Consider the following 25,259-nt stretch of genomic DNA (forward strand, 5'->3'; position numbering starts at 1 on the left):
GTTGGGATCTCTGCGGTCACAGCGCGGCGTCTCCATCCTTGCCGAGCGCTTCCAGGTAGGTGCGGTAATGCAGCTGTCCGATCCGTGGCCAGTCACGTTGCGAGAGATCCGGCGCCGGGCCGCGCGGCGCGGCACGCACCTGGTCCAGCATGCCGGTCAGCAGCGCCGCATCGAATTCGCCTTCGTAGAGAAACACCCAGCCCGGCCCCACTTCTTCGGCAATCGCCGCATTGGATTCGCTCCACGGTGCCAGCACCGGGCGCGCCAGCGACAACGCCAGCAACAAGGTGCCGGAGTTGTGCATCTGCCGGTACGGCAGCACCACCAACTCGGCCTCGCTGACTTCGCGTGCGAGCACCGGCTCTTCGACATAAGCCAGCAAGGCACTCACACGCGGATCCTGCGCGCAGGCCTCCTCCACCAGGCTGCGCATCTGCGGCGTGGCCGGGTTGCCGACGATACGCAGCTTCAGGCGCGGATCGTCGACCTGACGCATCACCTCCAGCAGCGTTTCCACGCCCTTGTACGGGCGGATCAGACCGAAATGCAGCAGCCGCCCCGGAACCGGCGTGCCTTGCGGCATCTTTGCAAACCACTCGCGATAATGGCCGTGCAGGATGGTGTCGGTGAATGGCGGTCGCGGCGGCGTGGTCGCGTTGATGCGGATCCAGCGACGCGTCAGCCGATCGATCCAGCGCAACAGGCCGCGCTCGCGCCAGCCGCGATCCTCGTGCGGTGCCAGGTTGTGCAAGGTGCGCACCACCGGCGTGCCGGTCAGCTGCAGCTTGAGCAGCAACAGCGCCGCACACATCTGCTTGGCCAGGGTGCCGATCGCGCTGGGATGGCGCAGCAGATATTCCGGCCAATGCAGATGCAGCACGTCGTAGCGCGACAGCAGCGCATCGCGCATCGAAAAGAAGCGCGGCTGCACTGCAGCGGGCAGCGATGCGTAAAGCTGGGTCAGGTACGGATTGGTGCTGGCATTGGGCTTCTCGGTGGAGAACAGCACGGTGACCTGCGGCTGCGCGGACGCACGCGCACTCGCTGCCGATGCAGGCGCGCTCATCGCACTGCCTCCTGGGTACGGCGGGTGCCCAACGCGGTGTGGTATTCGTCGACGTAGCGCCCGACCACATGCTTCCAGTCGTAGCGGCTCACGTACGCCATCGACGCTGCACGACGCGTATCGAAATCGGCATCCGCCTGCAGCGCTAGCGTCTGTACCTGCTCTGCGGCCGCATCGATCCGGTCGCGGTTGACGATCACGCCCTGCCCCGATTCGCTGGCAAGACGCACGAACGGCGGGATGTCGCTGAGGATCGGAATCAGGCCGGCACTCATCGCCTCGACCGCAGCGATGCCGAAGCCTTCATGGCGCGACAGGCAGACGAAGAACTGCGCCTGCTGCATCAGGCTGCGCAACTGTTCCTGCGACGGCGACATGCTGAGCTGGACCTTGTCCTGCAAGCCCCGCTCGGCGATCGCCTTGCGCAGGTCGGCCTCGTTCAAATCGTATTCGCGCCCGGCAATGATCAGGCGCCACTGCGGATCGCGCTGCAGTACCGCCTGCAGCAGCTCCAAGGTTTCGATCAGGCCCTTGTTCACCGACCAGCGGCCGAAATACATCATGGTCCGTCCCGGCGTCGCTGCGCCCTGCGCTGCGTATTTCTCCACGTCCACGCCGTTTTCGATCACCCGCAAGCGCGCCGGCGACACCACCTTGGCGAACAGCTCGCCGTCGTTCTCGCTGGTGGCGATCAGCCGCGCATACGCCAATGCAGAAGTGCGGGTGAGCGTTTGAAACCATAGCTGCTTCATCCGCGAGGCATACGCAGTGTGGAAGAAGCCGCCGTGCGTGGACACCACCATCGGCTTGCCATGCAGCGGTTTGGTCAGCGCCAGATAGTCGTAGAAAAAATCGATGCCATGCAGATGCACCAGATCGGCCGAGCGGATCGCGCTCAGCACGGACGGCGCCAACGGGTAACGCGACGAGCCGCGATAACCGATGCGTCGGATCGGCAAGCCCTGATACGTCTCCTGCTGCGCAAGCTGCGCGCCCGGATCGGTAAACACCCGATCCAGGGTCACGACCTCCACCGTATCGGCACTGGTGGCCTGGTGTTGACGGGCCACATTGAGAACGACTTCCTCCATGCCTCCGATCGAAGGATGGAATTGGCGGACGACATGCACCACTTTCATTACGCCAATCTCCTGTGCCAGCGACGCAGACACATCTGCATGCTCGGCTGATCATTCTGGAAGCTCGTCATTTGCGTTTCAATCCCAACATCCATGGTGCAACGCGCACCAGCACCGCGCGCATTGGCACACTGACCGCGACAGCGAACGCGCTCAGGCCCATCGCCCAGGCCGGTGTGCCGATCAGGCTGCGAGCGATCACACCCGTTCGTGCCACCACACTGGTGAGCACCAGAAACACCAATGTGTGCGTGCACAGGATCAGCAAGGTATTGCCACCGATCCACTGCAGCCAACGCCACTGTCGAACGAAATACGCCACGCACAAGGTCATCGCGGTGCCCAGCAGGCTGACCAGCAGGAACACCGCAGCGGAATGCCCGAACTGCAGATTGTTCACATCCACTTGCCCGTTCCATCCGGCCAGCCACCACCACGCTGCTGCCAGCACCGGCAGTGCCAATGCCCATGCCGAGGCGCCAAGCGCGCGCAGTGCATCGGCGTAGCGCGATAGCCATCCGCCCACGGCGATGAAGAACAGCGCGACAGGCAATACATCCAGCGCCAACGGAAGCCGCAGGTGCAACGACGGAAACCAGCCCGCCCATGCCAAGGCGAACAACAGACTGACTGCCGCCAGGGCCGCCGTCGTCAGGCGCGTGCGCAAGGCGATGTAGGCCAGCGTGGTGACGAACAAGGCAGGCAGGAACCACAACGCCGGAAGCACGTACAGACGCGTGCCGTTGGCCCAGAACAGGCCGATAAACGGATCCCACCACGGCAGCACATGCGATGGATGCGCCGCGCGGCTGGTCACTCCCATCAGTAGCCAGCAGGCGTAGGCCACCAGGAAAAACGCGACATAGGGAACCAGCAACGTGCGCGCCAACTTCGCAATCGTCGCCACCGTCATTGCGCGGTGGCCGAAGCGCTCGCCGACCCAGCCGGACAACACGAAAAACAGCGGCACATGAAAACTGTAGGCGAACAACTTGTAGGCGGCCGGCATGCCGTTGGCATGCCCCAGCACCACCAGGACGATCGCCAGCGCCTTTGCTGCATCGATCTGCCAATCGCGGGTCAATGCAGGCGCCGGCGCAGCCTTGGCACCCAGGCCGCCGTGCCGGGCCGCGTTGGAATACGGTGCGGTGGTCATGGCGCAGCGCCGCTCATGCCGCCACCGGGCGGGCACCCAGGGTCCACGGCGCAAAACGCATCAGCAACCAGCGCAGCGGCACGCACGCGAGCAGCGTAAACACCGTCACGAACACTGCCCAGCCCAGGCCCGGGCGCGAGGCAGCGAATCCGCCGGCCAGCGCCGCAACACCGGAGAGCACGAAGAACACCAGCATATGGGTGCACAGGATCAGCAAGGTATTGCGGCCGATCCACTGTATCCAGGCCCAGCCCTGCACCAACCGTGCGGCACAGATCACCATCAGTGAGCCAAGTACTGCGCTGACCAAAAACCCGACGTGGTTGCGGCCAAACTCCAGCATGTTGACGTCGATGCGGCCATTACGATCGGCCAGCCAGGCCACCGGCAACGCCAGCAGTACCGTCGCCAGCGCGCTCACCGGCAAGGAGCTCGGCAGACGTGCGGAAACATGGATCAGCAAGGCGCCCAGCGCGTAGAAGCACAGCGACACCGGTAGAACGTCCAGGCCAAAAAAAAGCCGGACCTGTTGGCCCGGAAACCAGCGCATCCAGCACCAGGCCAGGATCAACGACGCCACCGCGATCACCACCGGCGACAGCCAGCGGCGCAGCACCACATAGCTCAGCACCGTCACCAGCATCACCGGCAGGAACCATAGCGGGGGCTGCACATACAGATCGGGGCCGATCCCGGTGAACATCGCCACGATCGGCTCCCACCACGGATGGCTGCCCCAGCGCGCCGCCTTCTCACCGATATTGCGCGTCAGCAACCAGTACGCGTAGCCGAGCAGATAGAACGTCACGTACGGCAGCAGCAGACTGCGTGCCTGCTTGCTGATGGTCTGCGGCAGGCCGGTGGTCCGCGACGCATAGCCCGCCGCCAGCCAGCCGGACACCATGAAGAACAGCGGCACGTGGAAGCTGTAGGCAAACAACGTCATCGCATGCGGCACGCCCTTGGCGTGGCAGAACACCACCAACAGGATCGCCAGGGCCTTGGTGGCATCGATACGCGGGTCGCGGCTGCGCCCGCCGGTGGCAACGGACGCACCGACGACCGGTGCCACCGGCTGTGGTGCTTGCGTTGCCGCCACACTCATCGTGTGCCTCCCGCGGGCAGTGGCAATCGCGCATCCTCGTCGGCCGGATCCTGTCTGGGCAGCTGCGTAGCGCTGGCAGCAGACCAGGTCGGCCGCATGTGCCACAGGCAGCCACACACAAACCACCACAATGCCGACGTCTTGATCGAGAAGTAGCCGTTGGACACCAGCAGGCTCAGCGCGAACGCAAAGATCGCCAGGTTCTTGAACAACTGCCCTTCCTTGCTCGGCATCAACAACAGGAACGAATACGACAGCAGGAAGGCGAGCACGCCGACGATCGACTGCGATGCGATGAAGTAGGCAATGCCGCTGTCGAAGTAACGGTACGCCTGCGCAAAATCCAGGCCCATCCACGAGTTGAAGGACAGGTTGTTCATCGAATTGACGGTGAAGAAGATCCGGCCCATCGTGTTGTCCTGATAGGCCGTGATCCCGGTGATCCACACCAACAGCCACGCCGTCATGATCACGAGCAGGAAGACCAGGAACGCCAGCCGTTGATCCAGGCGTTTCAACAGCGGCGACAGCAGCACCATCAGTACGCAGGTGCCCGCCGCAAGTCGGCCGTCGGAGGCCACGACCATGAAACCGATCAAACCGACCGACAGGATCAGCATCGCCGGCCGCATCCAGCGCCAGAACACCAGCACGATCGCGGTAAAGAAGCAGATGTAATTACCCATCGTCACCGGCTCGATGAACATCGAGGAGGCGCGGGGAAGATTGGAGCCCGGCAGGAAGTTGCGCTCGCCCGGTCGCGTGGCGCTGACGAACAGGTTGCTGTCTTCGTTCCAGAACCCTTCCGCGCTCATGCCGCGCGCGTTGACGAAGAAGCTCTTCGGGTTGACCAGATCGCCATAGGCGCTGGGCATCGCCAGTTCGAACGCCGCAACCAACGACACGATGATGGTCATGCGCACGAACAGCTTGGGCACCGACCCGGTATAAGCCGAACCAAGCACCACGAACGCAAACACCACCAGCGCGTCGCGGAAGAACTTCGGATCGATCTGCCAGTTCACCAGGAAGCGCACGAACATCAAGGTGACGATCAGCCCCAGGCCGCTGATGATCAATGCAATGCGCTTGCGGCTCATCGAACCCAGGCCGAGCAGGAAACACGCGGCGTAGACCATGAACTCCACTGCGTAAGTGATCACCGGACGTACGGTGAACACGTTCGCGTTGATCAGCGCCAGCAGCAGGTTGTAACCGACGCCGACCAGCAGCGTCAGCTCGATCAGCAGGTTGTGCCAGCGAACGCGGGCCTCGTCGCTCATTCGGATCAGCATGCAGACGCCTGCTTGAAAGGGGCGGCTGCGATGCAGCCGCCCGCGGCGCTCGGCGCGCCAGGTCGCACACTCCCCGCCATCATCAGTACGCGGTCTTCTGTCCGAGCACACGCACTGCGGTCAGCACGATGATGCGAATATCCAGCCACAGCGACCAACGACGGATGTAGTCCAGGTCGTACTGGATGCGCTTCTTCATCGTACGCAGCTCCGGGGTTTCGCCACGGAATCCATTGACCTGCGCCCAACCGGTGATGCCCGGCTTGACGTAATGGCGCTGCATGTAGTGATTGATCAGCTTTTCGTAATGGGTGTTGTGCTGCGCGGCATGCGGGCGCGGCCCCACGATCGACATGCTGCCACCAAGCACGTTGAAGATCTGCGGCAACTCGTCCAGGCTGCTGCGGCGCAGGAACGCACCGAAACGGGTGATACGGGTGTCGTTCTTGGTCGCCTGCTGGATGGTGGTGCCATGGTCGTCATGCACACGCATCGAGCGGAACTTGAACATGTAGAACTCGCGCCCACCCAGGCCATGGCGACGCTGGCGGAAGAACACCGGCCCCGGCGAGCTCATCTTCACACCAACCGCAATCGCAGCCATCAACGGCCACAGGCCCATCAGCGCAACCACGGCCAGGATCTTGTCCTGCAGCGCCTTGGCGACCACGAAGTAGTTGTCGCGGTCCACACCGCCCTGGCGCAGGTTGATCACCGGCACGTTGCCGATCTGCTCGCCGGACTGGTTCAACAGACCGAAGTCGAACAGGTCCGGCACCAGCTTCACGTTGATCGGATAGCGATCCAGGCGCTGCAGCAACTGCTTGATATGGTCACGTTCGCCCAGCGGCAGCGAGATCCACACCTGCTCGACCTGGTTGTCCTTCAGGTACTCGATCAGCGCGTCCGGATCGCCCAGGCACGGCAGCGACTGACGCTGCTCGGTCACGGCGATGTCGTAAGGTGTGCGGAAATAACCGACCAGGTTCATGCCGACCCAGGGGTTGCGGCTGAGGTAGTGATTGATCTTCATCACCGGGTGGCGCAGACCGACCACCACCACCCGCTGCACATCCACACCCTGGGTGCGCAGGTGATTCAGGAAGCCGCGCAGCACCGTGCGGGCCGCCACCAGCGAGGCCAGCCCACCGACGAACCACAGGCCGATCCAGCCGCGCGAGACCTGCTCGCCAACCTGCACGATCAGCGCATGTACCGCGAACAGCGCAAACACGCCGCCGAATGCACCGCCCAGCACCATCAGCTCGCTCAACAGCCCGCGACCGCGCCAGCTGCGATACAGCGGGAACAGCGCAAAGCAGATCACCGAGTACAACAGCGTGGTGGCGATGGCGACCCGGTACGGTGCCGCAGGCACCCAGGAACCGAAGACGATGCGATAGGCGATCAGCCCGGAAACCACGACCATGGTGAGGTCGAAGACGCGCAGGACCAGATCGGCCGCAGCCGAATACTTGGACAACAATCGCGGCGAGGATGTGGTGTAAGTCGCGCTACTCAAGTCTGCCAAAAGCATGGGGATGTCCTCCAAACTCGATACGGCGCATGCGGGGGAACATACGAAACGCACGCGAGCTTTCAATCATCTCCGTCGGGCGATCACCGCGGTAATACCTACCGACCCCAGATCGCACGACAGCCCTTTGTTTCAACAGAGACAAACTTTCAAACGAAGGAGCCCGAAACATACGGGATCCAACCTTTTCCACGCTGAATCAGTTGTCACTTCAATTAACCATCGTTGTGCAACACGACAATGTCAGTCCAACCGCGTCTGCGCTGCCGTGCCACGCAGGAAGTAGCGCACCAGTGCCACAGCCACACCCAGGAATACGCCAAAGATGAAGCCCAAAGCGAGGTTCAATTTGAGTTTCGGCGAAGTCTTAGACGTAGGCACGTCTGCGGTATCGATGATGGTCACGTTGTTGGCGCCGACGTTGCTCGCCACACCGATCTCCTTGTAGCGCTGCAGGAGCGCATCGTAGAGCTGGCGGTTGGTATCGACGTCGCGCTTGAGCATGTTGTAGCGGATGCTGCGGCTCTGCAGATCGAGCTCATCGTTACGCAATCCGGCGATGCGTTGGTTGAGCAGCTGCTCCTGATGCACCGACGCGTCGTAGGTCGCCTTCAGCGACTGGCGGATATTGAGGACCTCGCCATTGATCTGGCGACGCGACTCTTCGATCTGCGCTTTCAGACGCTGCATTTCCGGATAGTCCGGCTTGAAGGTCGACAGCTTCTGCTGATATTCGGTGTTCAAGCGGATCTGCTCGCCGCGCAGGCTCTGGATCAGCGGATTGCTCAGCACTTGCGACAGCGACATCGCGTCACCGCTGCTGACCTGACGCCAGGCTGCCTCGGCCTTGATGCGGGCGTCCTGCGCCGATGCCAGCATCGCATTGAGGTCGCTGAGGTTCTGCGCCGGAAGCGATGGCTTGTCGTCGCCCACCGACACGATCTGCTCGTCGGTGGAATAGGAGACCAGATTCTTCTCCGAATCCTCCACCTTGTCGCGCAACTGCTCCAGGCGCTCGGCCAGGAACTTGGTCGCGAACGAGGATGCCTTGATGCGGCGTTCCTGCGTGCTGACGATGAAGACCTTGGTATAGGTGTTGGCGATCTTGGCAGCCAGCACCGGGTCCGGCGAATCGTAGTTGACGTAGACCAGGCGCGAATTGAGGATCGGCTCGACCACCAGCCCGGCCAGCAGCGTATCGGTCAGGCTGCGCTCGATGATGGCCTGGCGCGAGTCGACCGACTTGCCGGCTTCCGGATTCTTGGCAGCAGCCTTTTCCAGCGCTTCGTCGACCTGCTGCTTGAACGCCGGCTCCTGATCGAGCTTGGCTTCGCGGATTACCGCACGGGCCAGCGAGCGGCTCTGCAGCAGCTGGTACTGGGTCTGGTAGAAATCGCGATCTTGCGGCGATTCCACCGGCATCAGGTTGTCGACATTCACCACGTTGAGCGAGTCGCGCTCGATCTGCAGCGTGCTGGTGGCGCGGTACTTTTCCGGCATCAGCAGGGTGACGCCAAACGCCAGTGCCACTGCCCCGACGGTGATCAGAATGATCAACCAGCGCTGTGAGACCAGCGCGCGCCAGTAGTCGAGCAAGCCAACGTCGGCCAGCTCGAGATGCCCATGACGATGAGACGGGGAAGAACGATTGTCTGAATTCATACTCATCGGTAAGCGCGCCACACCATCACAAGGGGGGTCAGTTCCAGCATGGTGCGCAGCCAGACGCGTGCGTCGGAGCGGTACACCACAACGATGTCGCCGCCGTAGATCTCAGGGTCCGGGTTGGCCCCCTTCTCGATCTGGGTCAGATCGAATCTGGCGATCATCTTTTGACCGTTGACGGTGCGAAACACGATGACGTTGCCGCGGCTGGCCACGGTGCTGACGCCCTTGGCCTGCGCGATGGCCTGCTGCAGGGTCAGGTTGGCGCCGATCACCGGATAGATGCCCGGCTCGTCGACCGCACCGGTCACCGTGACTCGGCGACCATTGGATTCCTGCACGAACACCGACACCTGCGGCTGCTGCAGATAACCGGCGGCGTAGCGTTCTGCCACCAGCTTTTCCAGCTCGCCGACACCCAGGCCGGCTGCCTTGACGTCGCCGATCAACGGCAGCGAGATGTGGCCGTTCTGATCGATGCGGACCTGCCGTTCCAGATCGTCGACCTGGAACACCTTGAACAACAGCAAGTCGCCTGGGGCAAGTCGATACTCCGGTTGCACGGCGGACATCGCGAGCGGATCCGGAAGCGGCAGCGAATCGGCCATCTTCGGACCGGTGCTGCATGCGCCCAGTGCCATCGAGCAGATCAACGCCAGGCTGAGGCCTTGGCAAAATCGTCCGATCAGTTTTTTCATGCGTGTGGCTGGCTGCCTCGGTTGGGTGGGACAGGACCTCGCGCAGCATTCAACCGGCCAACACGCCAGCAAGAACGTACGACAGAGAAATTCATCCCAAGACGCTTGGGATCACGACAGGTGTGACGTGTTGCAGTGCACTATGGCATAGAACCAACGCATCGCAAGACGCTGCTCGCCATTTTTTTGACGGCGTTGGCCTATTGATTCAAGTTCGTCGTTGCGGCGTTAACAAAACGTGATCCAAGTACGAATCCGCCGCCAATGATTTGGAGCATTTTCGGGGACTTAGCGACATTGCGTGACCCAGGTCCATAGCGAACAGAACCGCAAACAAACGGGCTCGGCCAGGCATTTCATGCTGCTGTGCAGTATGCCGATGGACATATCGTGTCAGGCGCATGACAGACCGCCGATCGCATTGTGCGGCGCAACAAAAAAGCCCATGTCCGTGAAGACATGGGCTCCGTGTTTGGTCGGGGTAGCCGGATTCGAACCGACGACCACTAGTCCCCCAGACTAGTGCGCTACCAGGCTGCGCTATACCCCGAAGATGTTGCGTCCGCCGCGAGGGCGGCCTGCGATTATAGCGGCTTTGTGAAACGTTTTCCTAGCGGCGCAGCAGTTGCAGAACCTCTTCCAGCTCCATGCGCACCTGTTTGATGATCTGGTTGCTCAGCGCCGACTCGCTCTTGGCGCCATCGCCTTCAAGACGCAGGCGTGCGCCGCCGATGGTGTAACCCTGCTCGTACAGCAGGCCACGGATCTGGCGCACCATCAGCACGTCGTGGCGCTGGTAGTAGCGCCGGTTGCCGCGCCGCTTGACCGGTTCCAGGCTCGGAAACTCGGTTTCCCAATAGCGCAGCACATGCGGCTTGACGTCGCACAGCTCGCTGACTTCGCCGATGGTGAAGTAGCGCTTGGCCGGGATTGGCGGTAGTTCGCGATTACTGCCCGGATCCAGCATAAGCCTCCACCCGCTCCTTGAGCTTCTGGCCCGGACGGAAGGTCACCACCGTGCGGGCCGAGATCGGAATTTCCTCGCCGGTCTTGGGATTGCGACCGGGCCGTTGATTCTTGCGCCGCAGATCGAAGTTGCCGAAACCGGATAACTTCACCTGACGGCCCTGCTCCAGCGCATCGCGCAGCACATCGAAGAACGCGTCGACAAATTCCTTTGCCTCGCGCTTGTTCAGACCGACCTCGTCGAACAGACGTTCGGCCATCTCCGCTTTCGTCAATGCCATGCCAATCCCCTGGTTACCGCCTCAACTCCGGATCCGGGCGCGGTGTTCGCGCTCGATCACGGCCACCACATCGGCAACGACTGCGTCGACGTCCCGGTCGGTGAGAGTGCGCGAGTTATCCTGCAAAATCAAGCCCATAGCCAGACTCTTGAAACCTGGCTCGACCCCCTGCCCGACGTAGCGGTCGAACAGCTGCACCTCGCGCAACAACGGTCCGACGGTGGTGCGCACGCTGCTCGACAGCGCCGCCCAGCTCACCTCTTCCGGGACCAGGAAGGCCAGATCGCGACGCACCGAGGGGAACCGCGACAGCTCGCCGGCACGCGGCAGCGCACGCTTGACCAACGCCGTCAGCTGCAGTTCGAACGCGATCACATCCACGTCGATGTCCAATGCCTTGGCCAGGCGCGGATGCACCTGCCCGATCCAGCCGATGCACACGCCATCGCGATGGATGTCGGCCGAGCGCCCCGGATGCCCGAAGGGCTGGGCAGAGGGCTGGAACTCCAGCACCGCGCCACTGGCCGCGGCCAGCGCCATCAGGTCGCCCTTCAGATCGTGGAAGTCCACCTTGCGCGCGGGCTCGCCCCACTGCAGCGCCAGGGCATCGCCGCACACGGCCGCGGCGACATGCTGCGACTCCTGCGGGGCGGCGCCGGCATCGGACGCGGCCGCGAACACCTTGCCCAGCTCGAACAGGCGCACCCGCCCGGCCTGGCGGGCGGCATTGCGGCCCAGCGTCGCCACCAGGCCCGGCAACAGGCGCGGACGCATGATCGCCAGCTCGGCGCTGAGCGGATTGGCCAACGGCACCAGGCCGTCGGTCAGCTGCCAGCGCTCCAGCAAGGTAGCGTCGACGAAGGCGTAATTGATGGTTTCCTGCAGCTCGCGCGCCACCAGCTGGCGCCGCACGCTGAGCTCATCGAGCTGGGTTTCGCTCGGCATCGCAATCCGGCTTGCGCCGCCCGGCAGCGTGGTCGGCACGCGGTCGTACCCGTGGATACGCGCCAGTTCCTCGATCAGATCCTCTTCGATGGCGATATCGAAGCGACGGCTCGGCGCCATCACCTGCCAGCCTTCGGCAACCGCCTCCAGCTGCATGCCAAGCGCACCCAGAATGCGCACGACTTCGGCATCGTCGATCTGGATACCAAGCACGCGCGCGATCCGCGCACGCCGCAGCAGGATGCGCGCCGGCTGCGGCAGATGCTCCGGCAATTGCGCATGCACCACCGGGCCCGGCGTACCACCGGCCAGTTCCAGCACCAGCCGCGTCGCCACTTCGATCGCTTGAGGCGGCAATGCCGGATCCACACCACGCTCGAAGCGATGACCGGCATCGGTATGCAGACCGAACTTGCGGCCACGCCCCATGATCGCCGCAGGATCGAAGTACGCCGACTCCAGGAACACGCTGCGCGTGGTGTCGGTGACGCGGGTATCCAGGCCGCCCATCAGGCCGGCCAATGCGACCGGGCGGTCGGCATCGGTGATAGTCAGGAAGCTGTCGTCCAGCGTGACCTGACGCCCGTCCAGCAATGCCAGCTGCTCGCCGCTGCGCGAATGGCGCACGCCGATCGGACCTTGCAGGGTGTCCAGATCGAACGCATGCATCGGCTGGCCAAGTTCCAGCATCACGTACTGGGTGATGTCCACCAGCAGCGAGACCGGACGCACGCCGCTGCGACGCAGCCGCTCGGCCAGCCACACCGGCGTTTTTGCGGCCGGGTCGATACCTTCGATCACCCGTCCGCAATAGCGCGGCGCAGCGTTGCCGGCATGCAATTCCACCGCCAGCGTGCGCGTGGACACCGGCGCCACCGCACCGGCTTCAAAGGCCACCACTGTGCTGGCGCAGGCGGCCGCCACATCGAAGGCGATGCCGCGCACGCTGAAGCAGTCGGCGCGATTGGGCGTCAGCTTGATCTCGATGCTGGCATCGGGCAGCCCCAGATACTCGGCCAGCGCCTGACCCACCGGCGCATCGTCGGGCAGCTCGAACAGGCCGGACGCATCGCTGTCCAGCCCCAGTTCCTTGGCCGAGCACAGCATGCCGTTGGACGCCACCCCGCGCAGCTTGGCCGCTGTGATGGTGAGCGCGCCGATCTGCGCACCGACCAGCGCCAGCGGTGCCACCAGACCGGCACGCGCATTGGGCGCGCCACACACGATCTGCAGCAACTCGCCCTGCCCTGCGTCGACACTGCAGACCTGCAGACGATCGGCTTCCGGATGACGCACCGCCTCGACGATACGCGCCACCACCACCTGCCCCAGCGCCTCGCCCAGTGGCGTGACCTCTTCGACCTCCAGACCGATCGCCGTCAGCGTCGCGGCAAGCTCGTCGCGGCTCGCCTGGATGGGAACGTGGCTGCGCAGCCAATTTTCAGAGAATTTCATGAGGAGCCGGGATTGGGGATTCGGGATTGGGGATTAGCTAAAACGCGTCGACGGAGTCTGGGGCGGACCGGGGCGCCGTTGCGAATCCCCAATCCCGAATCCCCCATCCCCGCCGTCAGGCGAACTGCCTGAGAAAACGCACGTCGTTTTCGAAGAATGCGCGCAGGTCGTTGACGCCGTAGCGCAGCATCGCAAAGCGCTCCACGCCCAGGCCGAACGCGAAGCCGGTGTAGCGCTCCGGGTCGATGCCGACGCTGCGCAGCACGTTGGGGTGCACCATGCCGCAGCCGAGCACTTCCAGCCAGCGCGTGCTGCCGTCCGGCTGCTGCCAGGCGATGTCCACTTCCGCGCCCGGTTCCACGAACGGGAAATAGCTGGGGCGGAAGCGCATCTCGAAATCGCGTTCGAAGAACGCCCGCACGAACTCGGACAAGGTGCCCTTGAGATCGGCGAAGTTGGAGTGTTCGTCGACCAGCAGGCCTTCGACCTGATGGAACATCGGCGAATGGGTCTGGTCCGAATCGGAGCGGTACACCTTGCCGGCCGCGATCATGCGCAGCGGCGGTCTGTGCGCATCCATGTAACGCACCTGCACGCCGGAGGTGTGGGTGCGCAACAGGCGGCCATCACCGAAATAGAACGTGTCGTGCATTGCGCGCGCCGGATGGTGCGGCGGAAAGTTCAGGGCTTCGAAGTTGTGCCAGTCGTCCTCGATCTCCGGACCATCGGACAACTCATAGCCCAGGCGCGCAAAGATCTCGACGATGCGCTCGAGCGTGCGCGTAACCGGGTGCAATCCACCGCGTTCGCTGCGACGCCCCGGCAAGGTGACATCGATCCGCTCCCCGGCCAGACGTGCATCCAGCGCGGCGTTTTCCAGCGTGTGCTTGCGCTCGGACAACGCCGCGGTCAGCGCATCGCGCGACAGGTTGATCGCTTCGCCAGCGGCCTTTCGCTGATCGGCCGGCAGCGTGCCGAGCTGCTTGAGCTGGGCGGTGATGCTGCCGCTCTTGCCGAGCAATGCGACGCGCAAGGCTTCCAGTTGGTCCGGCGTCTGCGCGGCGGCGACATCGGCCAGCGCACGCTCGGTCAGGGATTGAATCTCACTCATTGCACTCGCGCCTCAACTGCGTCTACCGAACGGTGTTTCCGGATGCACCGGAACGCATTGCCACTCAAATCTGGTCTGGCCCGGCATCCAGTCAGCGATGCCGGCCATCTAAAAACGCAAAAGGGGAAGGACTCGCGCCCTTCCCCCTGCATATCTGCTTGCCCTCGCCGGAGGCCTGCACACGAATGCGCAAGCTCCCTCGAGAAACTACCCTCCAAAAGTCCGCACATGGATGTGCGGGCTCTTGCAGAGGGACCTGCATTTACGCCGCCAGCGCGCCCTTGGCCTTCTCCGCCAGCGCGGCAAAGCCGGCGGCGTCGTGCACGGCGATATCAGCCAGCATCTTGCGGTCCAGGGTGATGCCAGCCTTGAGCAGGCCATTCATGAAACGGCTGTAGCTCAAGCCGTTGATGCGGGCAGCCGCATTGATGCGGGTGATCCACAACGAACGGAAGTTACGCTTCTTCTGCTTGCGGCCAATGTAGGCGTACTGCTGCGCCTTGATGACTGCCTGCTTGGCAACGCGGAAGACCTTGCGGCGAGCGTTGTAGTAACCCTTCGCCAGGGTCAGAATTTTCTTGTGGCGGCGACGCGCCTGTACGCCACGCTTTACTCGTGCCATGGGTCAGTCCTCAGAGGTAGGGAAGCATACGATCGAGACGGCCAGCGTCCTCGGCACGGACGTGGTTCGTCTGCCGCAGGTTGCGCTTCCGCTTGGTCGCTTTCTTCGTGAGGATATGGCTACGGTTTGCGTGGCCGCACTTGTACTTGCCGGAGGCGGTCTTGCGGAAACGCTTGGCCGCCGCCCGGTTGGTCTTGATCTTGGGCATTGCAATGTCCTTGATGGTGTTTTGTCACTGACCCGGGCGGCAGTCTTGCGACCACGCTTTCCATCCTTGCCCTTGCCTGCTTGTAAGTCCTTGATCGAACACGATCCGGACAGGTCCTGTACCGCTTGCGCGGCGCCCCGGCAAAACCGGGCCGCGCAGTATGCCCGTTGCCGGGAATTCTTGCAAATGGATGCTGTCGCCGGCCAGAGCGGGCCCGTCGGGCCCGCTCTGGCGCGGGATCAGATCTTCTTCTTCGGCGCGATCATCATGACCATCTGGCGCCCTTCCAGGCGCGGACGCGACTCGATGACGATGTCGTCGCCCAGGTCGGCCTCGATCCGGGACGCCATCTCGCGCCCCAGCTCCTGGTGGCTCATTTCACGGCCACGGAAGCGGATATTGACCTTGACCTTGTCGCCCTCTTCCAGGAAGCGGCGCATGTTGCGCAGCTTGATCTGGTAGTCGCCCTCGTCGGTGACCGGACGGAACTTGAGTTCCTTGATCTCGACCTGCTTGGTCTTCTTCTTGGCCTCGTTGGCCTTTTTCTGCTGCTCGAACTTGAACTTGCCGAAATCCATGATCTTGCAGACCGGCGGATCGGCCTGCGGCTGGATTTCGACCAGATCCAGGCCTTCTTCCTCGGCCTTGGCGAGCGCTTCGTCGCGCGACAACACGCCGACCATCTCACCGTCACTGCCGATCACGCGGACGCGCGGCACACGGATTTCTTGGTTCTTGCGGTTCTGTTTGTTGTCAGGGGTACTGATATTGCAATCTCCCAGGGGAATCGAACCGGCGCATCCGGATCATCCAGACCGGCCGGGGTTGGCTCACGCTGCCTGCTCTGCCTGCAGACGTTCGATGAAGGCCGAGACCGTCATGGTCCCGAGGTCCTCTCCCGAGCGTGTCCGCACGGCGACGGCACCGTTTTCCTTCTCGCGGTCACCGACGACGAGCAGATAAGGCACGCGTTGCAGCGTATGCTCGCGAATCTTATATCCGATCTTCTCGTTACGCAAATCGGCGCTCACACGGAAGCCTTGATTTGCAAGGGTTTTCCGAACCGAGTCGACATAGTCTGCCTGGGCGTCGGTGATATTTGCGACAACGACCTGGACCGGGGCGAGCCAGGCGGGGAAGGCGCCGGCGTGGTGTTCGATCAAGATGCCGATGAAACGCTCCATCGAGCCGACGATCGCCCGGTGCAGCATGACCGGATGCTTCTTCTGGCTGTGCTCGTCCACGTACTCGGCGCCGAGGCGGCCCGGCATCATGAAGTCGACCTGCATGGTGCCCAGCTGCCAGGTACGGCCGATCGCGTCCTTGAGGTGGTACTCGATCTTGGGGCCGTAGAAGGCGCCCTCGCCCGGCAGCTCCTGCCACTCCACCCCGCAGACGCCCAGCGCGCTGCGCAGCGCGGCTTCGGCCTTGTCCCAGGTGACGTCGTCGCCCAGGCGCTTTTCCGGACGCAGCGCGATCTTGATCTCGATGTCCTCAAAGCCGAACGCGGTGTAGACCGCCAGTGCCTGCTGATGGAACGCGGTGACTTCGGCTTCGATCTGCGATTCCAGGCAGAACACGTGCCCGTCGTCCTGGGTGAAGCCGCGCACGCGCAGGATGCCGTGCAGCGCGCCCGAGGGCTCGTTGCGGTGGCAGGCGCCGAACTCGCCGTAGCGGATCGGCAGGTCGCGGTAGCTGTGCAGGCCCTGGTTGAACACCTGCACGTGACCCGGGCAATTCATTGGCTTGACCGCATAGGTGCGCTTCTCCGACTCGGTGAAGAACATCGCATCCTGGTAGTTGTCCCAGTGGCCGGATTTCTGCCACAGCGACACGTCCAGGATCTGCGGGCAGCGCACTTCGCCGTAGCCGCTGTCGCGATAGACCTTGCGCATGTACTGCTCGACCACCTGCCACAGCGACCAGCCCTTGGGATGCCAGAACACCAGGCCCGGCGCCTCTTCCTGCAGATGGAACAGGTCCTGCTGCTTGCCGATGCGGCGATGGTCGCGCTTGTCGGCTTCTTCCATGCGCAGGATGTAGGCGTCCAGCTGCTTCTTGTCGGCCCAGGCGGTGCCGTAGATGCGCTGCAGCTGCTCGTTCTTGGCATCGCCGCGCCAGTAGGCGCCGGAAATACGGGTCAGCTTGAAGGCCTTGAGGAAGCGCGTGTTGGGCACGTGCGGGCCGCGGCACATGTCCACGTATTCCTGGTGGTAGTACAGGCCCATCGCGGTGATGTCGTCGGACATGTCCTCGATCAGGCGCAGCTTGTACTCCTCGCCGCGCTGGGCGAACACCTCGATCACCTCGGCGCGCGGGGTGACCTTCTTGATCACGTCGTAGTCCTGCGCGATCAATTCCTGCATGCGCTGCTCGATCGCGGCCATGTCGTCCGGCGTGAACGGGCGTTCGCTGTAGATGTCGTAGTAGAAGCCTTCGGCGATGACCGGGCCGATCACCATCTTGACCTCCGGGTACAGCTGCTTGACCGCATGCCCGACCAGATGCGCGCAGGAGTGGCGGATGATCTCCACGCCTTCGGCGTCCTTGGCGGTGATGATGCGCAGGCTGGCATCGTGATCGATGACGTCGCTGGCATCGACCAGCTGGCCGTCGACCTGGCCGGCAATGGTGGCCTTGGCCAGGCCGGCGCCGATCGACTGGGCGACCTGCATCACCGAGACGGGGGATTCGAATTCGCGGCGGCTGCCGTCGGGGAGCGTGATGTTGATCATGGGCAAGAATGAGGTCTGTGCTGGCTGCAGCGCGGCGGCTGCAAGGGAGATCTGCCCGCTACGGGACAGGCTCGGATAAGGGTATGGCGAGAGGTGGGGCGGAACGAACGCGGCGCGGGCGCCCTGCGGACTGGCGCGGCCGGAATCAGCGGTGGGCGGTGGTAGTGCTCATGTCGCACGCTGGGCCGGCGCGGGGCGCGGGCCACCTTCTCGCAAGGGGTCTTGGAAGCGAATGGTAAACCAATCAGCCCGCTGTTGCGCATGCCGGCACGGGGCCGGCGGGCGCGTGGCATGATGCCGGCCACCTGTGCTGCCAGTGCCGACCATGACCATCAAGGGTAAAGCCACCTCGCTGGATATCGCCTACCTGGCCGGCGTGTCGCAGCCGACCGTGTCGCGCGCGCTGCGCGGCAGCCCGATGGTCAACGAAGAAACCCGCAAGCGCATCCTGCGCATCGCTAAGGAATTGAACTACAAGGTCGACAAGAACGCCTCGTCGCTGCGGCTGCGCAATGCCGGCACGCTGGCACTGCTGTTCTTCGAAGACCCCACCGCCGACGATTCGCTGATCAACCCGTTCTTCCATTCGATGCTGGGCTCGATCACCCGCGCCTGCGCGCTGCAGGGTTACGACCTGCTGGTGTCGTTCCAGCAGCTGTCCAAGGACTGGCAGGCAGATTACGAAGACAGCAACAAGGCCGACGGCATCATCCTGCTCGGCTACGGCGATTATCAGCAGTCGCGCCAGCGGCTGCAGTTGCTGGTCGAACAAGGTACCCACTTCGTGCGCTGGGGCGCGGCGCTGCCGGGGCAGCCGGGCATCTCGATCGGCAGCGACAATTACCAGGGCGGGCTGGATATCACCGAGCATCTGCTGGCGCAGGGCTGCCGCCGCATCGCCTTTCTCGGCCACGCGTCCAACCACTATCCCGAGTTCGAAGAGCGCTACCGCGGCTACGTGGCTGCGCTGAATCAGCAGGGTTTGGTGGCCGATCGCGCGCTGCAGTTCGACGCGATCACCACCGAGTCGTCCGGCCATGCCGCGTGCCTGGCGCTGCTCGACAGCGGCAAGGCATTCGATGCGGTGTGCGCGGCCAGCGACCTGATTGCGATCGGCGCAATGCGCGCCTTGCGCGAGCGCGGCCTGCGGGTGCCGCAGGATGTGGCGGTGAGCGGCTTCGACGATATCGCATTGGCGGCGTCGGTGGCGCCGGCGCTGTCGACGGTGCAGCAGGACACCAAGCAGGCCGGCACGCTCCTGGTGGAAAGCCTGGTGGCGCTGATCCGCGGCGAAGCGGCGCAGAGCCGCACGATTCCGGTGAAGCTGGCGCTGCGTGATTCCTCGCGCAGCAGTGGGCTGCAGCCACCGCTGGGCTGGAGACCGTCCGGATCGGAGACCGGCGAGGCGGTGCTTGGCCGGGCCGCTGATGGGGCTGTCAGGCGTTGAATCGGGAATCGGGAATCGTTAGAGCATACGTGACGGGCTGCGCGGGGTCGGCCGCAGCCATTGACGCCTCGTAGGAGCGCACCCGGGCGCGACGGGGCGTTCCCGGCAACGCCCATCGCGCCCGGGTGCGCTCCTACCTGTTGCGGGCGGCCCCGTGCTGTCGCGGCCCGCAGCGTGACCAGGATCGAAATCAGCGTCGGCCGGATTTGGGATTTGGGATTCGTTGGAGCGTGCGCGACAGCCCGCGATGTGATGCCTCGTAGGAGCGCACCCGGGCGCGACGGGGCATTACCGGCAACGCCCCGTCGCGCCCGGGTGCGCTCCTACCGGTTGCGGGCGTCGCGCGCGGCTTGCTCGGCCATCTGCGCGTCGAGCTGCCTGCGCAAGGCCGGGTCGGTGATCGGCGCGTCCGACAGCAGCACCCGCACCCCATGCGCGGGCACCGCCGCCAGCAGCCGACGCTGCACCGGCACCTGCTCGCCACTCATCGCGTCGCGCCAGGTGCCGGGCTGCAGAAAACGCGTCACCTTGATGTTCGCCGCCGCATCGCCCTTGTTGAGCAGCACCAACGCCGTCTGGCTGGCGCCCGCATGCTGATAGACCCGCAAAAATGCCGCGTGCTCCCCGCGTAGCAGCGCATCCACCTGCACGCCGCGTTGCAATGCCGGGGTATCGCGACGCAGCCGCGCGATCTGCTGCAACGGGCCGAAAATCGGGCTGTGCGGTGCAGTGCGGATGCGCTCGGCACCGAAGTAATTGCGGTTGCCTGCATGTTCGGCGCGCCCGCGCATGAAGCCGGTCTCCGAGCCGTAATAGATCACCGGGATACCGCGCGCGGTAAACAGCCAGTTGTGCGCGTCGATGAAGCCGGTGTCGCTGGCATCCAGGCGCGCCATGTCGTGATTGTCGTAGAAGCTCATCAGCTCGTACGGATTGGCATACGGCCCCTGACGCAGAAACAGCGGCGCGGCAAGCTTCTCGAACCCGGCCTGCTCATGCCCGAAGACAGCGGACAGTTGCTGCTTCAACGGGAAATCCAGCACGCTGACGCCGGCATTGCGCGCCCAGGTATGCCCGGCAATCTTGTTGGCGTCGTAATCGAAGGCTTCGCCGAACATGAAGAACCCCGGACGTTTTTCGCGGATGCGCGCAACGAAGGCATGCCAGAAACGGTCGGGCATCCAGCCGATGGTGTCGATACGGAACGCGTCGGCGCCCTGCTCCATCCACTGCAGATACGCGCCAGCCAGATAATCGAGCACGGCGGGATTGTTTTCGTTGAGATCGGACAACTCGGCCAGGCCGCCGCCGGTGTTGTAGAACGCGTGCAGCGGAACGTGCTGCGGATCCAGCTGCGCCGGTGGCAGATTCTGGTGATCGGCGACCAGTCGGCCATCGGCGTCGTACAGCTTGCCGAAGCCCGGCTGCGCCACCGGCATGCTGTAGGCCGGCGAGCCGTGATTGCCCACGATATCCAGCACTACCTTCAAGCGGTTGGCATGCATGGCGCGGGTGAAGCCGGCAAAGTCCAGGCCCGGACTGGGCAGATGCTCGTCGAGCTTGTAGAAATTCACGCCCCAGTAGCCGTGATAGCCGGTCTTGCCGTGGTCGCTGAGTGTACTGCCGCAGCTGATCGGCTTGCCGCCGGTGAAGGCCTCATCGGGATTGTCGACAATCGGCGTGATCCACACCGCGCCAAAGCCCATGTCGCGGATGTAGTCGGCATGTTCGACGATGCCCTTGAAGTCGCCCCCCAGGTAACCGATGTTGTCGCCGACTCCATCTGCGCAAGGCGTCGGCACATCGAACGTGCGATGCGCACCGCCCTGGTCGCGCTGGTCGTTGCCGGGGTCGCCATTGACGAAACGGTCGGTCACCACGAAATACACCGCGTCGGCAGCGAACGGCTCCAGCGTGCCGTAGTAATCGCCGGGTGCAGCCGCCGCGCTCGCTGCTCCTGCAGATACGATCAATCCAGCCATCATCACCTGCCGCATCACTGCCCTCCCGAGGCCATTGGAACCCGCACCACGCACACACCGGCAATGAGCAAACTGGCGCCACCGATGGCCAGCGCATGGATCGGCTGACCGCCCAGCCAGACGCGCAGCACGAAGCCCAGTGCGCTGGCCGCGACCAGCTGCGGAATCACGATGAAGAAATTGAAGATGCCCATGTACACGCCCATCTTGGCGGCGGGCACGCTGTCGGACAGCAAGGCATAGGGCAGCGACAGGATCGAGGCCCAGGCAAAGCCGACACCCAGCATAGACAGCAGCAGCCACTGCGGGTCGCGGATCACCAGCATCGACAACAGCCCGGCCGCACCCAGCCACAGGTTGCACAGATGACTCCAGCGCAGGCCGATCGCACGCACCAGCAGTGGAATGACCAATGCCGCCAACGCCGCAAAGCCGTTGTAGGCGCCGAACAACACGCCCACCCAGTTCGCGCCCTCGTTATAGGCCGCCGATGCGGTGTCCTTGGCACCAAAGTGCACCTGGGTGACTGCGGCGGTGGTGTAAATCCACATCGCAAACAGCGCGAACCAGGAGAAGAACTGCACCCAGGCCAGGCGTCGCATCGTCAGCGGCATGCTGCGCACGTCCTGCACGATCGCCACCAGCATGCCGGTCGATGGCAGCACGCGCGCCAACGCAAGCAGCGCACCGTAGGCGATGCACAGGCCGGCCAGCACGTAGAGCATGCGGTCGCCGTGCTGCCAGGCGATCGCAGCGGCGAGCAGCACACCGATGCCGCACCAGAGCACGCTCGCACGCTGCGGTGGCAAGGTGCCGGCGACCGCTGCAGCCGCTACAGGCGGATGCGCATCGTCGAAACTGGCCAGCTGCTGCGGGCTGTATTCGCGCGTGCGCAGCACCGTCCAGCTGATCGACAGGAACAGCACCGCGGCACCGAGGTAGAAGGCGTAGCGCACGCTGTCGGGCAACTGCCCCGGCGGCGCGGTATTGGCCACGCCCCAATGCGTGAGCAACCACGGCAGGAAACTCGCCACAATCGCGCCGACCCCGATGAAGAAGCTCTGCATCGCATAGCCGGTGGGCCGCTGCGCCGGTGGCAGTTGATCGCCGACCAGGGCGCGGAATGGCTCCATCGAGATGTTGATCGATGCATCGAGCACCCACAACGTGCCGGCGGCAATCCACAGCATCGGCGCGTTGGGCATCACCAGCAAGGCCAGTGTGGTGAATACCGCGCCGACCATGAAATACGGACGTCGGCGCCCCCATGGCGTCCAGGTGCGGTCGGACAGGTAGCCGATGATGGGCTGCACGATCAGACCGGTGAGCGGTGCGGCGATCCACAGACCGGGCACATCGTCGACCTGCGCCCCCAGGGTCTGGAAGATGCGGCTGGCGTTGGCGTTCTGCAGCGCGAAGCCGAACTGGATACCGAGAAAGCCGAAACACATGTTCCAGATCTGCCAGAAACTCAGGCGTGGCTTGGCGGTCATTGCGCAGCCTCCGTGCTCGCTGCGAGGCCGACCAGCAGCGCACTCACCTGCGCGGTGTTGACCACGCCATCGCGACCACCGCGGCCGCCGTTGTACTGCGCAAAATGCGCGAGTGCGCTCATGTTGAAGCCATCTTCCAGCCGGAACCTGCACTGCTGCCCGGCCACCACAGTGAAGCTGACCTGCGTGGACAGCTGCTCGCCCACGCTATGCGGCATCACCACGACCTGCGACTGCGTCGCCTGCCCCGGGCATTCCAGCAGCAGCCGCTTGACCGCCGCAGTGACGCCGGTATTGATCGGCCCGTTGGGGTTGCGATAACGCAGCGATACGCGATGCTGGCCCGCGCGCGTGGCAGTCCAAACCCAGGCCTCGCTGCCCGGGACTTCCTGCAACGGGCCGAGCGTCAATGCGGGACTGTGCAGCGACTCCAGGCCATCGGCGCGACGGGTCAGGCTGAGCACGTGCAGCCGGCCGTCCTCGCGCAGGTCCCAGTGCTGCGTGGCGTCCAACGCATGCCCATCCATGTACAGCGTCGTCCCAGCCGGAATCACGATGCGATGGCCGTCGCCCTGCCGTTGCGCGACGGGCGCCTCCGGCGTGCTGGGTGCGAACACCTGGCCTGGCTGCGGCGGGGCGGTGGTATCGGCCTTGCGACCGATCAGATGCACCAACGTGGTCTGGCCTTGTTGCTCGACCTTCCCCGCCACCAGCAACTCACCCGCACTCGCCGTCGGCCGCTGCAGCACATAGCGTCGGGCGCCCTGTTCAAGCACGATCTGCTGGCGATCGCCAAACAACAACGGCACCAACGTACGCGGCAGTTTCGGCGTCACACTGCCATCGGCACCAATGCCGAACACGCCTTCCAGCACCGCGGAGAGATAGCCGGCAACCGACCACAACTGGCGCGGCGAATTCACCACCGGGCCACTGCGGGGCCCCTCCTCCACATGCACCGCCAGGCTCTGCATCTCGTAGTTTTCCATGTTGGAGCCAGCCAGCGCGCTGCCGCGCATCAACGACTGCAGCTCCAGCGCAATGCGCGGCGCGTCGTCCAGCTGGCGTGCGGCGCGTAACGCGTACGCACTGACGAAGGGCCAGACGGCGCGATTGTGATAAATCGGCTGTTCGGCGTCCTGCGGCCACACCACCGGGCTGCCGCCGGCAACCAGCGGATACCCGCGCAGCGCGGCACGCGCACGCTCCTTCGGAAACACCTCGGCCAGCACGCCAAGCGACACGCCGAGCAGATCGACCTTGGCATAGCGCACCGGATGCGCCGCATTGCCCAGATAGCTCACATACTGATTGCTGGGCGCATCCCAGAAGCGCGTGGCGATGGCCTGACGCAGCGCATCGGCCCACTGGGCGTACCTGGACGCACGCGCATCGCCATGCTGGCGCGCCAGCTGCTCGGCCAGGCGCAGGGCCTGGTAGTGCAGCACGTTGGTGGACAGGGCGAAGGACTCGGCAATGAAGCGCACATCCTGGCGCGTCCACTCCGGATAGGTCTGCTCGCGCCAATCCAGAAACGAGGTTTCGCCGCGGTAGAGGCCGATCTGCGCATCGAAGACCGCGTCACGATCCTGCGCGAGCGTGGCCTGCAACGCTTCCCAGACGTCTTCAGCGAACGCCTTGTCATCCAGCAGGCCGCGCGCGGCAAGAAACCACACCACGCGGTCGCTGCTGATCGGCCAGCTGCCACCGGAGCCGGTGTCCTGCGCAACAAACACCCCTGGCGTCTGCCCGTCGCGCGCCGCCGACAGCTTGAAGCGCAGCGCATTGCGCGCGCGCTCCGGCTCCAGCCGCGCCAACGCCAGATCGGCGGCGAAGCTGACATCGCGCGTCCATACGTAAGGCCAGCGCTCACCGGTTTCGAAACACGCGCAAGGCACCGGCTTGCCGTCGTTGAAGGCCGGATCGCGGATCGCCTCGACGCGGTCGTCGGCCATTTCCTGCTGCGCCATGGCGAACAGGGCGTCGAACAACGGACTGGCGGTATGGGTGCGCATCGGCTGCGGCCCGATGCGGCGCTCGCCCTGCGGCCAGCGCAGCACGAAACCGCCGTCTTCGAGCGCCTGCGCTTGCGCATGGCGGCCCTGGAACTCCAGCTCATCGGCCAACACCGGCGAGCTTGCCGCAACGCCGAGCGTTGCAGCCATGCAGATCATCTTCAGCATCGAAGCGGCCAGACGGCTTGCACCGTCGGCCTCCCTCCCTCGTTGCACGCGTTGTAGTGCGCGGCACTGGCGTGCCACGGGCGCGGACCCTCCCAGGTGCCGTGACGCCATGGTAGACGCGCGCTCAGCGGTTCCGCATCAATGCATACGTATTCATGGCAATGGCCGCA

General features: G+C 64.3%; 20 protein-coding genes and 1 tRNA gene. 1 reads left to right on the forward strand and 20 read right to left on the reverse strand.

The genetic code is table 11. The features are described from left to right. Positions 1-16 precede the first annotated feature (16 nt). The 17 genes from ACCQ04_RS12595 to thrS form a co-directional block, all read right to left on the reverse strand. Positions 17-1,066 (reverse strand): glycosyltransferase, encoded by a 1,050-nt coding sequence (locus tag ACCQ04_RS12595; protein ID WP_226427624.1) that lies wholly within the window; start codon positions 1,064-1,066, stop codon positions 17-19. Next, positions 1,063-2,205, reverse strand: coding sequence for a glycosyltransferase family 4 protein (locus ACCQ04_RS12600; protein ID WP_226427623.1), 1,143 nt, complete (start codon positions 2,203-2,205; stop codon positions 1,063-1,065). The genes ACCQ04_RS12595 and ACCQ04_RS12600 overlap by 4 nt, the downstream gene beginning before the upstream one ends. Positions 2,206-2,272: 67 nt before the next feature. Then, a complete protein-coding gene (locus ACCQ04_RS12605; RefSeq protein ID WP_255618604.1) occupies positions 2,273-3,361 on the reverse strand; it encodes an acyltransferase family protein in 1,089 nt (362 codons plus the stop codon). A gap of 13 nt (positions 3,362-3,374) precedes the next feature. Further along, entirely contained in the window at positions 3,375-4,466 is a 1,092-nt protein-coding gene (locus ACCQ04_RS12610) for an acyltransferase family protein (protein WP_372358533.1), read from the reverse strand. Next, the gene (locus ACCQ04_RS12615) at positions 4,463-5,749 is read right to left on the reverse strand and encodes a polysaccharide biosynthesis protein GumE (protein WP_180968686.1); all 1,287 of its coding nucleotides are present in this window, start codon (positions 5,747-5,749) and stop codon (positions 4,463-4,465) included. Before ACCQ04_RS12615 ends, ACCQ04_RS12610 begins: the two co-directional genes overlap by 4 nt. Positions 5,750-5,843: 94 nt before the next feature. Next, positions 5,844-7,298 carry an undecaprenyl-phosphate glucose phosphotransferase gene (locus ACCQ04_RS12620; RefSeq protein WP_024937929.1) on the reverse strand — a complete coding sequence of 485 codons (1,455 nt, stop codon included), beginning with the start codon at positions 7,296-7,298 and terminating at the stop codon, positions 5,844-5,846. A 243-nt stretch (positions 7,299-7,541) separates the two neighbouring features. Continuing rightward, on the reverse strand, positions 7,542-8,981 hold the full coding sequence (locus ACCQ04_RS12625; protein ID WP_226427621.1) for a GumC family protein: 1,440 nt from the start codon (positions 8,979-8,981) through the stop codon (positions 7,542-7,544). Continuing rightward, a complete protein-coding gene (locus ACCQ04_RS12630) occupies positions 8,963-9,661 on the reverse strand; it encodes a polysaccharide biosynthesis/export family protein (RefSeq protein WP_016903310.1) in 699 nt (232 codons plus the stop codon). The genes ACCQ04_RS12625 and ACCQ04_RS12630 overlap by 19 nt, the downstream gene beginning before the upstream one ends. 473 nt (positions 9,662-10,134) lie before the next feature. Then, positions 10,135-10,211: transfer RNA gene (locus ACCQ04_RS12635), tRNA-Pro, on the reverse strand. A 60-nt stretch (positions 10,212-10,271) separates the two neighbouring features. Beyond that, the gene (locus tag ACCQ04_RS12640) at positions 10,272-10,628 is read right to left on the reverse strand and encodes a MerR family transcriptional regulator (RefSeq protein ID WP_005995911.1); all 357 of its coding nucleotides are present in this window, start codon (positions 10,626-10,628) and stop codon (positions 10,272-10,274) included. After that, positions 10,609-10,908 (reverse strand): integration host factor subunit alpha, encoded by a 300-nt coding sequence (locus ACCQ04_RS12645; RefSeq protein WP_002811076.1) that lies wholly within the window; start codon positions 10,906-10,908, stop codon positions 10,609-10,611. The genes ACCQ04_RS12640 and ACCQ04_RS12645 overlap by 20 nt, the downstream gene beginning before the upstream one ends. A 21-nt stretch (positions 10,909-10,929) precedes the next feature. Further along, positions 10,930-13,308: a phenylalanine--tRNA ligase subunit beta gene (pheT, locus tag ACCQ04_RS12650; RefSeq protein ID WP_226427620.1), complete on the reverse strand. Its 2,379-nt coding sequence runs from the start codon at positions 13,306-13,308 to the stop codon at positions 10,930-10,932. Positions 13,309-13,423: 115 nt separating this feature from the next. After that, positions 13,424-14,419 (reverse strand): phenylalanine--tRNA ligase subunit alpha, encoded by a 996-nt coding sequence (pheS, locus tag ACCQ04_RS12655; protein ID WP_102251757.1) that lies wholly within the window; start codon positions 14,417-14,419, stop codon positions 13,424-13,426. Positions 14,420-14,681: 262 nt separating this feature from the next. Next, positions 14,682-15,041 (reverse strand): 50S ribosomal protein L20, encoded by a 360-nt coding sequence (rplT, locus tag ACCQ04_RS12660; RefSeq protein WP_226427619.1) that lies wholly within the window; start codon positions 15,039-15,041, stop codon positions 14,682-14,684. Between the two features lie 10 nt (positions 15,042-15,051). Beyond that, positions 15,052-15,249, reverse strand: coding sequence for a 50S ribosomal protein L35 (rpmI, locus tag ACCQ04_RS12665; RefSeq protein ID WP_002811096.1), 198 nt, complete (start codon positions 15,247-15,249; stop codon positions 15,052-15,054). A gap of 239 nt (positions 15,250-15,488) precedes the next feature. Next, the gene (gene infC, locus ACCQ04_RS12670) at positions 15,489-16,031 is read right to left on the reverse strand and encodes a translation initiation factor IF-3 (RefSeq protein ID WP_080591364.1); all 543 of its coding nucleotides are present in this window, start codon (positions 16,029-16,031) and stop codon (positions 15,489-15,491) included. A 48-nt stretch (positions 16,032-16,079) separates the two neighbouring features. Then, positions 16,080-17,984: a threonine--tRNA ligase gene (thrS, locus tag ACCQ04_RS12675; protein ID WP_046343264.1), complete on the reverse strand. Its 1,905-nt coding sequence runs from the start codon at positions 17,982-17,984 to the stop codon at positions 16,080-16,082. Between the two features lie 325 nt (positions 17,985-18,309). On the opposite strand from thrS, the gene ACCQ04_RS12680 reads away from it, so the two are divergent. After that, complete coding sequence (locus tag ACCQ04_RS12680; protein ID WP_179465570.1) at positions 18,310-19,431, forward strand: LacI family DNA-binding transcriptional regulator; 1,122 nt, start codon at positions 18,310-18,312, stop codon at positions 19,429-19,431. 323 nt (positions 19,432-19,754) lie between these two features. On the opposite strand, the gene ACCQ04_RS12685 is transcribed toward ACCQ04_RS12680, so the two are convergent. Genes ACCQ04_RS12685 through ACCQ04_RS12695 form a run of 3 tightly spaced genes read right to left on the reverse strand, consistent with a single transcriptional unit; the run spans position 19,755 to position 25,089 of the window. After that, on the reverse strand, positions 19,755-21,416 hold the full coding sequence (locus ACCQ04_RS12685) for an alpha-amylase family glycosyl hydrolase (RefSeq protein ID WP_226427736.1): 1,662 nt from the start codon (positions 21,414-21,416) through the stop codon (positions 19,755-19,757). 11 nt (positions 21,417-21,427) lie between these two features. Beyond that, entirely contained in the window at positions 21,428-22,906 is a 1,479-nt protein-coding gene (locus ACCQ04_RS12690; RefSeq protein ID WP_211920307.1) for an MFS transporter, read from the reverse strand. Next, the gene (locus ACCQ04_RS12695; RefSeq protein ID WP_226427618.1) at positions 22,903-25,089 is read right to left on the reverse strand and encodes an alpha-L-rhamnosidase-related protein; all 2,187 of its coding nucleotides are present in this window, start codon (positions 25,087-25,089) and stop codon (positions 22,903-22,905) included. Before ACCQ04_RS12695 ends, ACCQ04_RS12690 begins: the two co-directional genes overlap by 4 nt. Positions 25,090-25,259 lie beyond the last annotated feature (170 nt).

The organism is Xanthomonas sp. NCPPB 2866 (genome assembly GCF_041475745.2).
GTDB classification, from domain to species: Bacteria; Pseudomonadota; Gammaproteobacteria; order Xanthomonadales; family Xanthomonadaceae; genus Xanthomonas; species Xanthomonas arboricola.

Excerpts from the sequence above, each read along its gene's own strand:
- ACCQ04_RS12680 (WP_179465570.1), top strand. The coding sequence starts at position 18,310 with ATGACCATCAAGGGTAAAGCCACCTCGCTGGATATCGCCTACCTGGCC.
- ACCQ04_RS12685 (WP_226427736.1), bottom strand. The coding sequence starts at position 21,416 with ATGATGGCTGGATTGATCGTATCTGCAGGAGCAGCGAGCGCGGCGGCT.
- ACCQ04_RS12615 (WP_180968686.1), bottom strand. The coding sequence starts at position 5,749 with ATGAGCGACGAGGCCCGCGTTCGCTGGCACAACCTGCTGATCGAGCTG.
- rplT (WP_226427619.1), bottom strand. The coding sequence starts at position 15,041 with ATGGCACGAGTAAAGCGTGGCGTACAGGCGCGTCGCCGCCACAAGAAA.
- pheS (WP_102251757.1), bottom strand. The coding sequence starts at position 14,419 with ATGAGTGAGATTCAATCCCTGACCGAGCGTGCGCTGGCCGATGTCGCC.
- ACCQ04_RS12690 (WP_211920307.1), bottom strand. The coding sequence starts at position 22,906 with ATGACCGCCAAGCCACGCCTGAGTTTCTGGCAGATCTGGAACATGTGT.
- ACCQ04_RS12695 (WP_226427618.1), bottom strand. The coding sequence starts at position 25,089 with ATGCTGAAGATGATCTGCATGGCTGCAACGCTCGGCGTTGCGGCAAGC.
- ACCQ04_RS12630 (WP_016903310.1), bottom strand. The coding sequence starts at position 9,661 with ATGAAAAAACTGATCGGACGATTTTGCCAAGGCCTCAGCCTGGCGTTG.
- pheT (WP_226427620.1), bottom strand. The coding sequence starts at position 13,308 with ATGAAATTCTCTGAAAATTGGCTGCGCAGCCACGTTCCCATCCAGGCG.
- ACCQ04_RS12610 (WP_372358533.1), bottom strand. The coding sequence starts at position 4,466 with ATGAGTGTGGCGGCAACGCAAGCACCACAGCCGGTGGCACCGGTCGTC.
- ACCQ04_RS12605 (WP_255618604.1), bottom strand. The coding sequence starts at position 3,361 with ATGACCACCGCACCGTATTCCAACGCGGCCCGGCACGGCGGCCTGGGT.
- ACCQ04_RS12645 (WP_002811076.1), bottom strand. The coding sequence starts at position 10,908 with ATGGCATTGACGAAAGCGGAGATGGCCGAACGTCTGTTCGACGAGGTC.
- ACCQ04_RS12595 (WP_226427624.1), bottom strand. The coding sequence starts at position 1,066 with ATGAGCGCGCCTGCATCGGCAGCGAGTGCGCGTGCGTCCGCGCAGCCG.
- ACCQ04_RS12640 (WP_005995911.1), bottom strand. The coding sequence starts at position 10,628 with ATGCTGGATCCGGGCAGTAATCGCGAACTACCGCCAATCCCGGCCAAG.
- ACCQ04_RS12620 (WP_024937929.1), bottom strand. The coding sequence starts at position 7,298 with ATGCTTTTGGCAGACTTGAGTAGCGCGACTTACACCACATCCTCGCCG.
- rpmI (WP_002811096.1), bottom strand. The coding sequence starts at position 15,249 with ATGCCCAAGATCAAGACCAACCGGGCGGCGGCCAAGCGTTTCCGCAAG.
- thrS (WP_046343264.1), bottom strand. The coding sequence starts at position 17,984 with ATGATCAACATCACGCTCCCCGACGGCAGCCGCCGCGAATTCGAATCC.
- ACCQ04_RS12600 (WP_226427623.1), bottom strand. The coding sequence starts at position 2,205 with ATGAAAGTGGTGCATGTCGTCCGCCAATTCCATCCTTCGATCGGAGGC.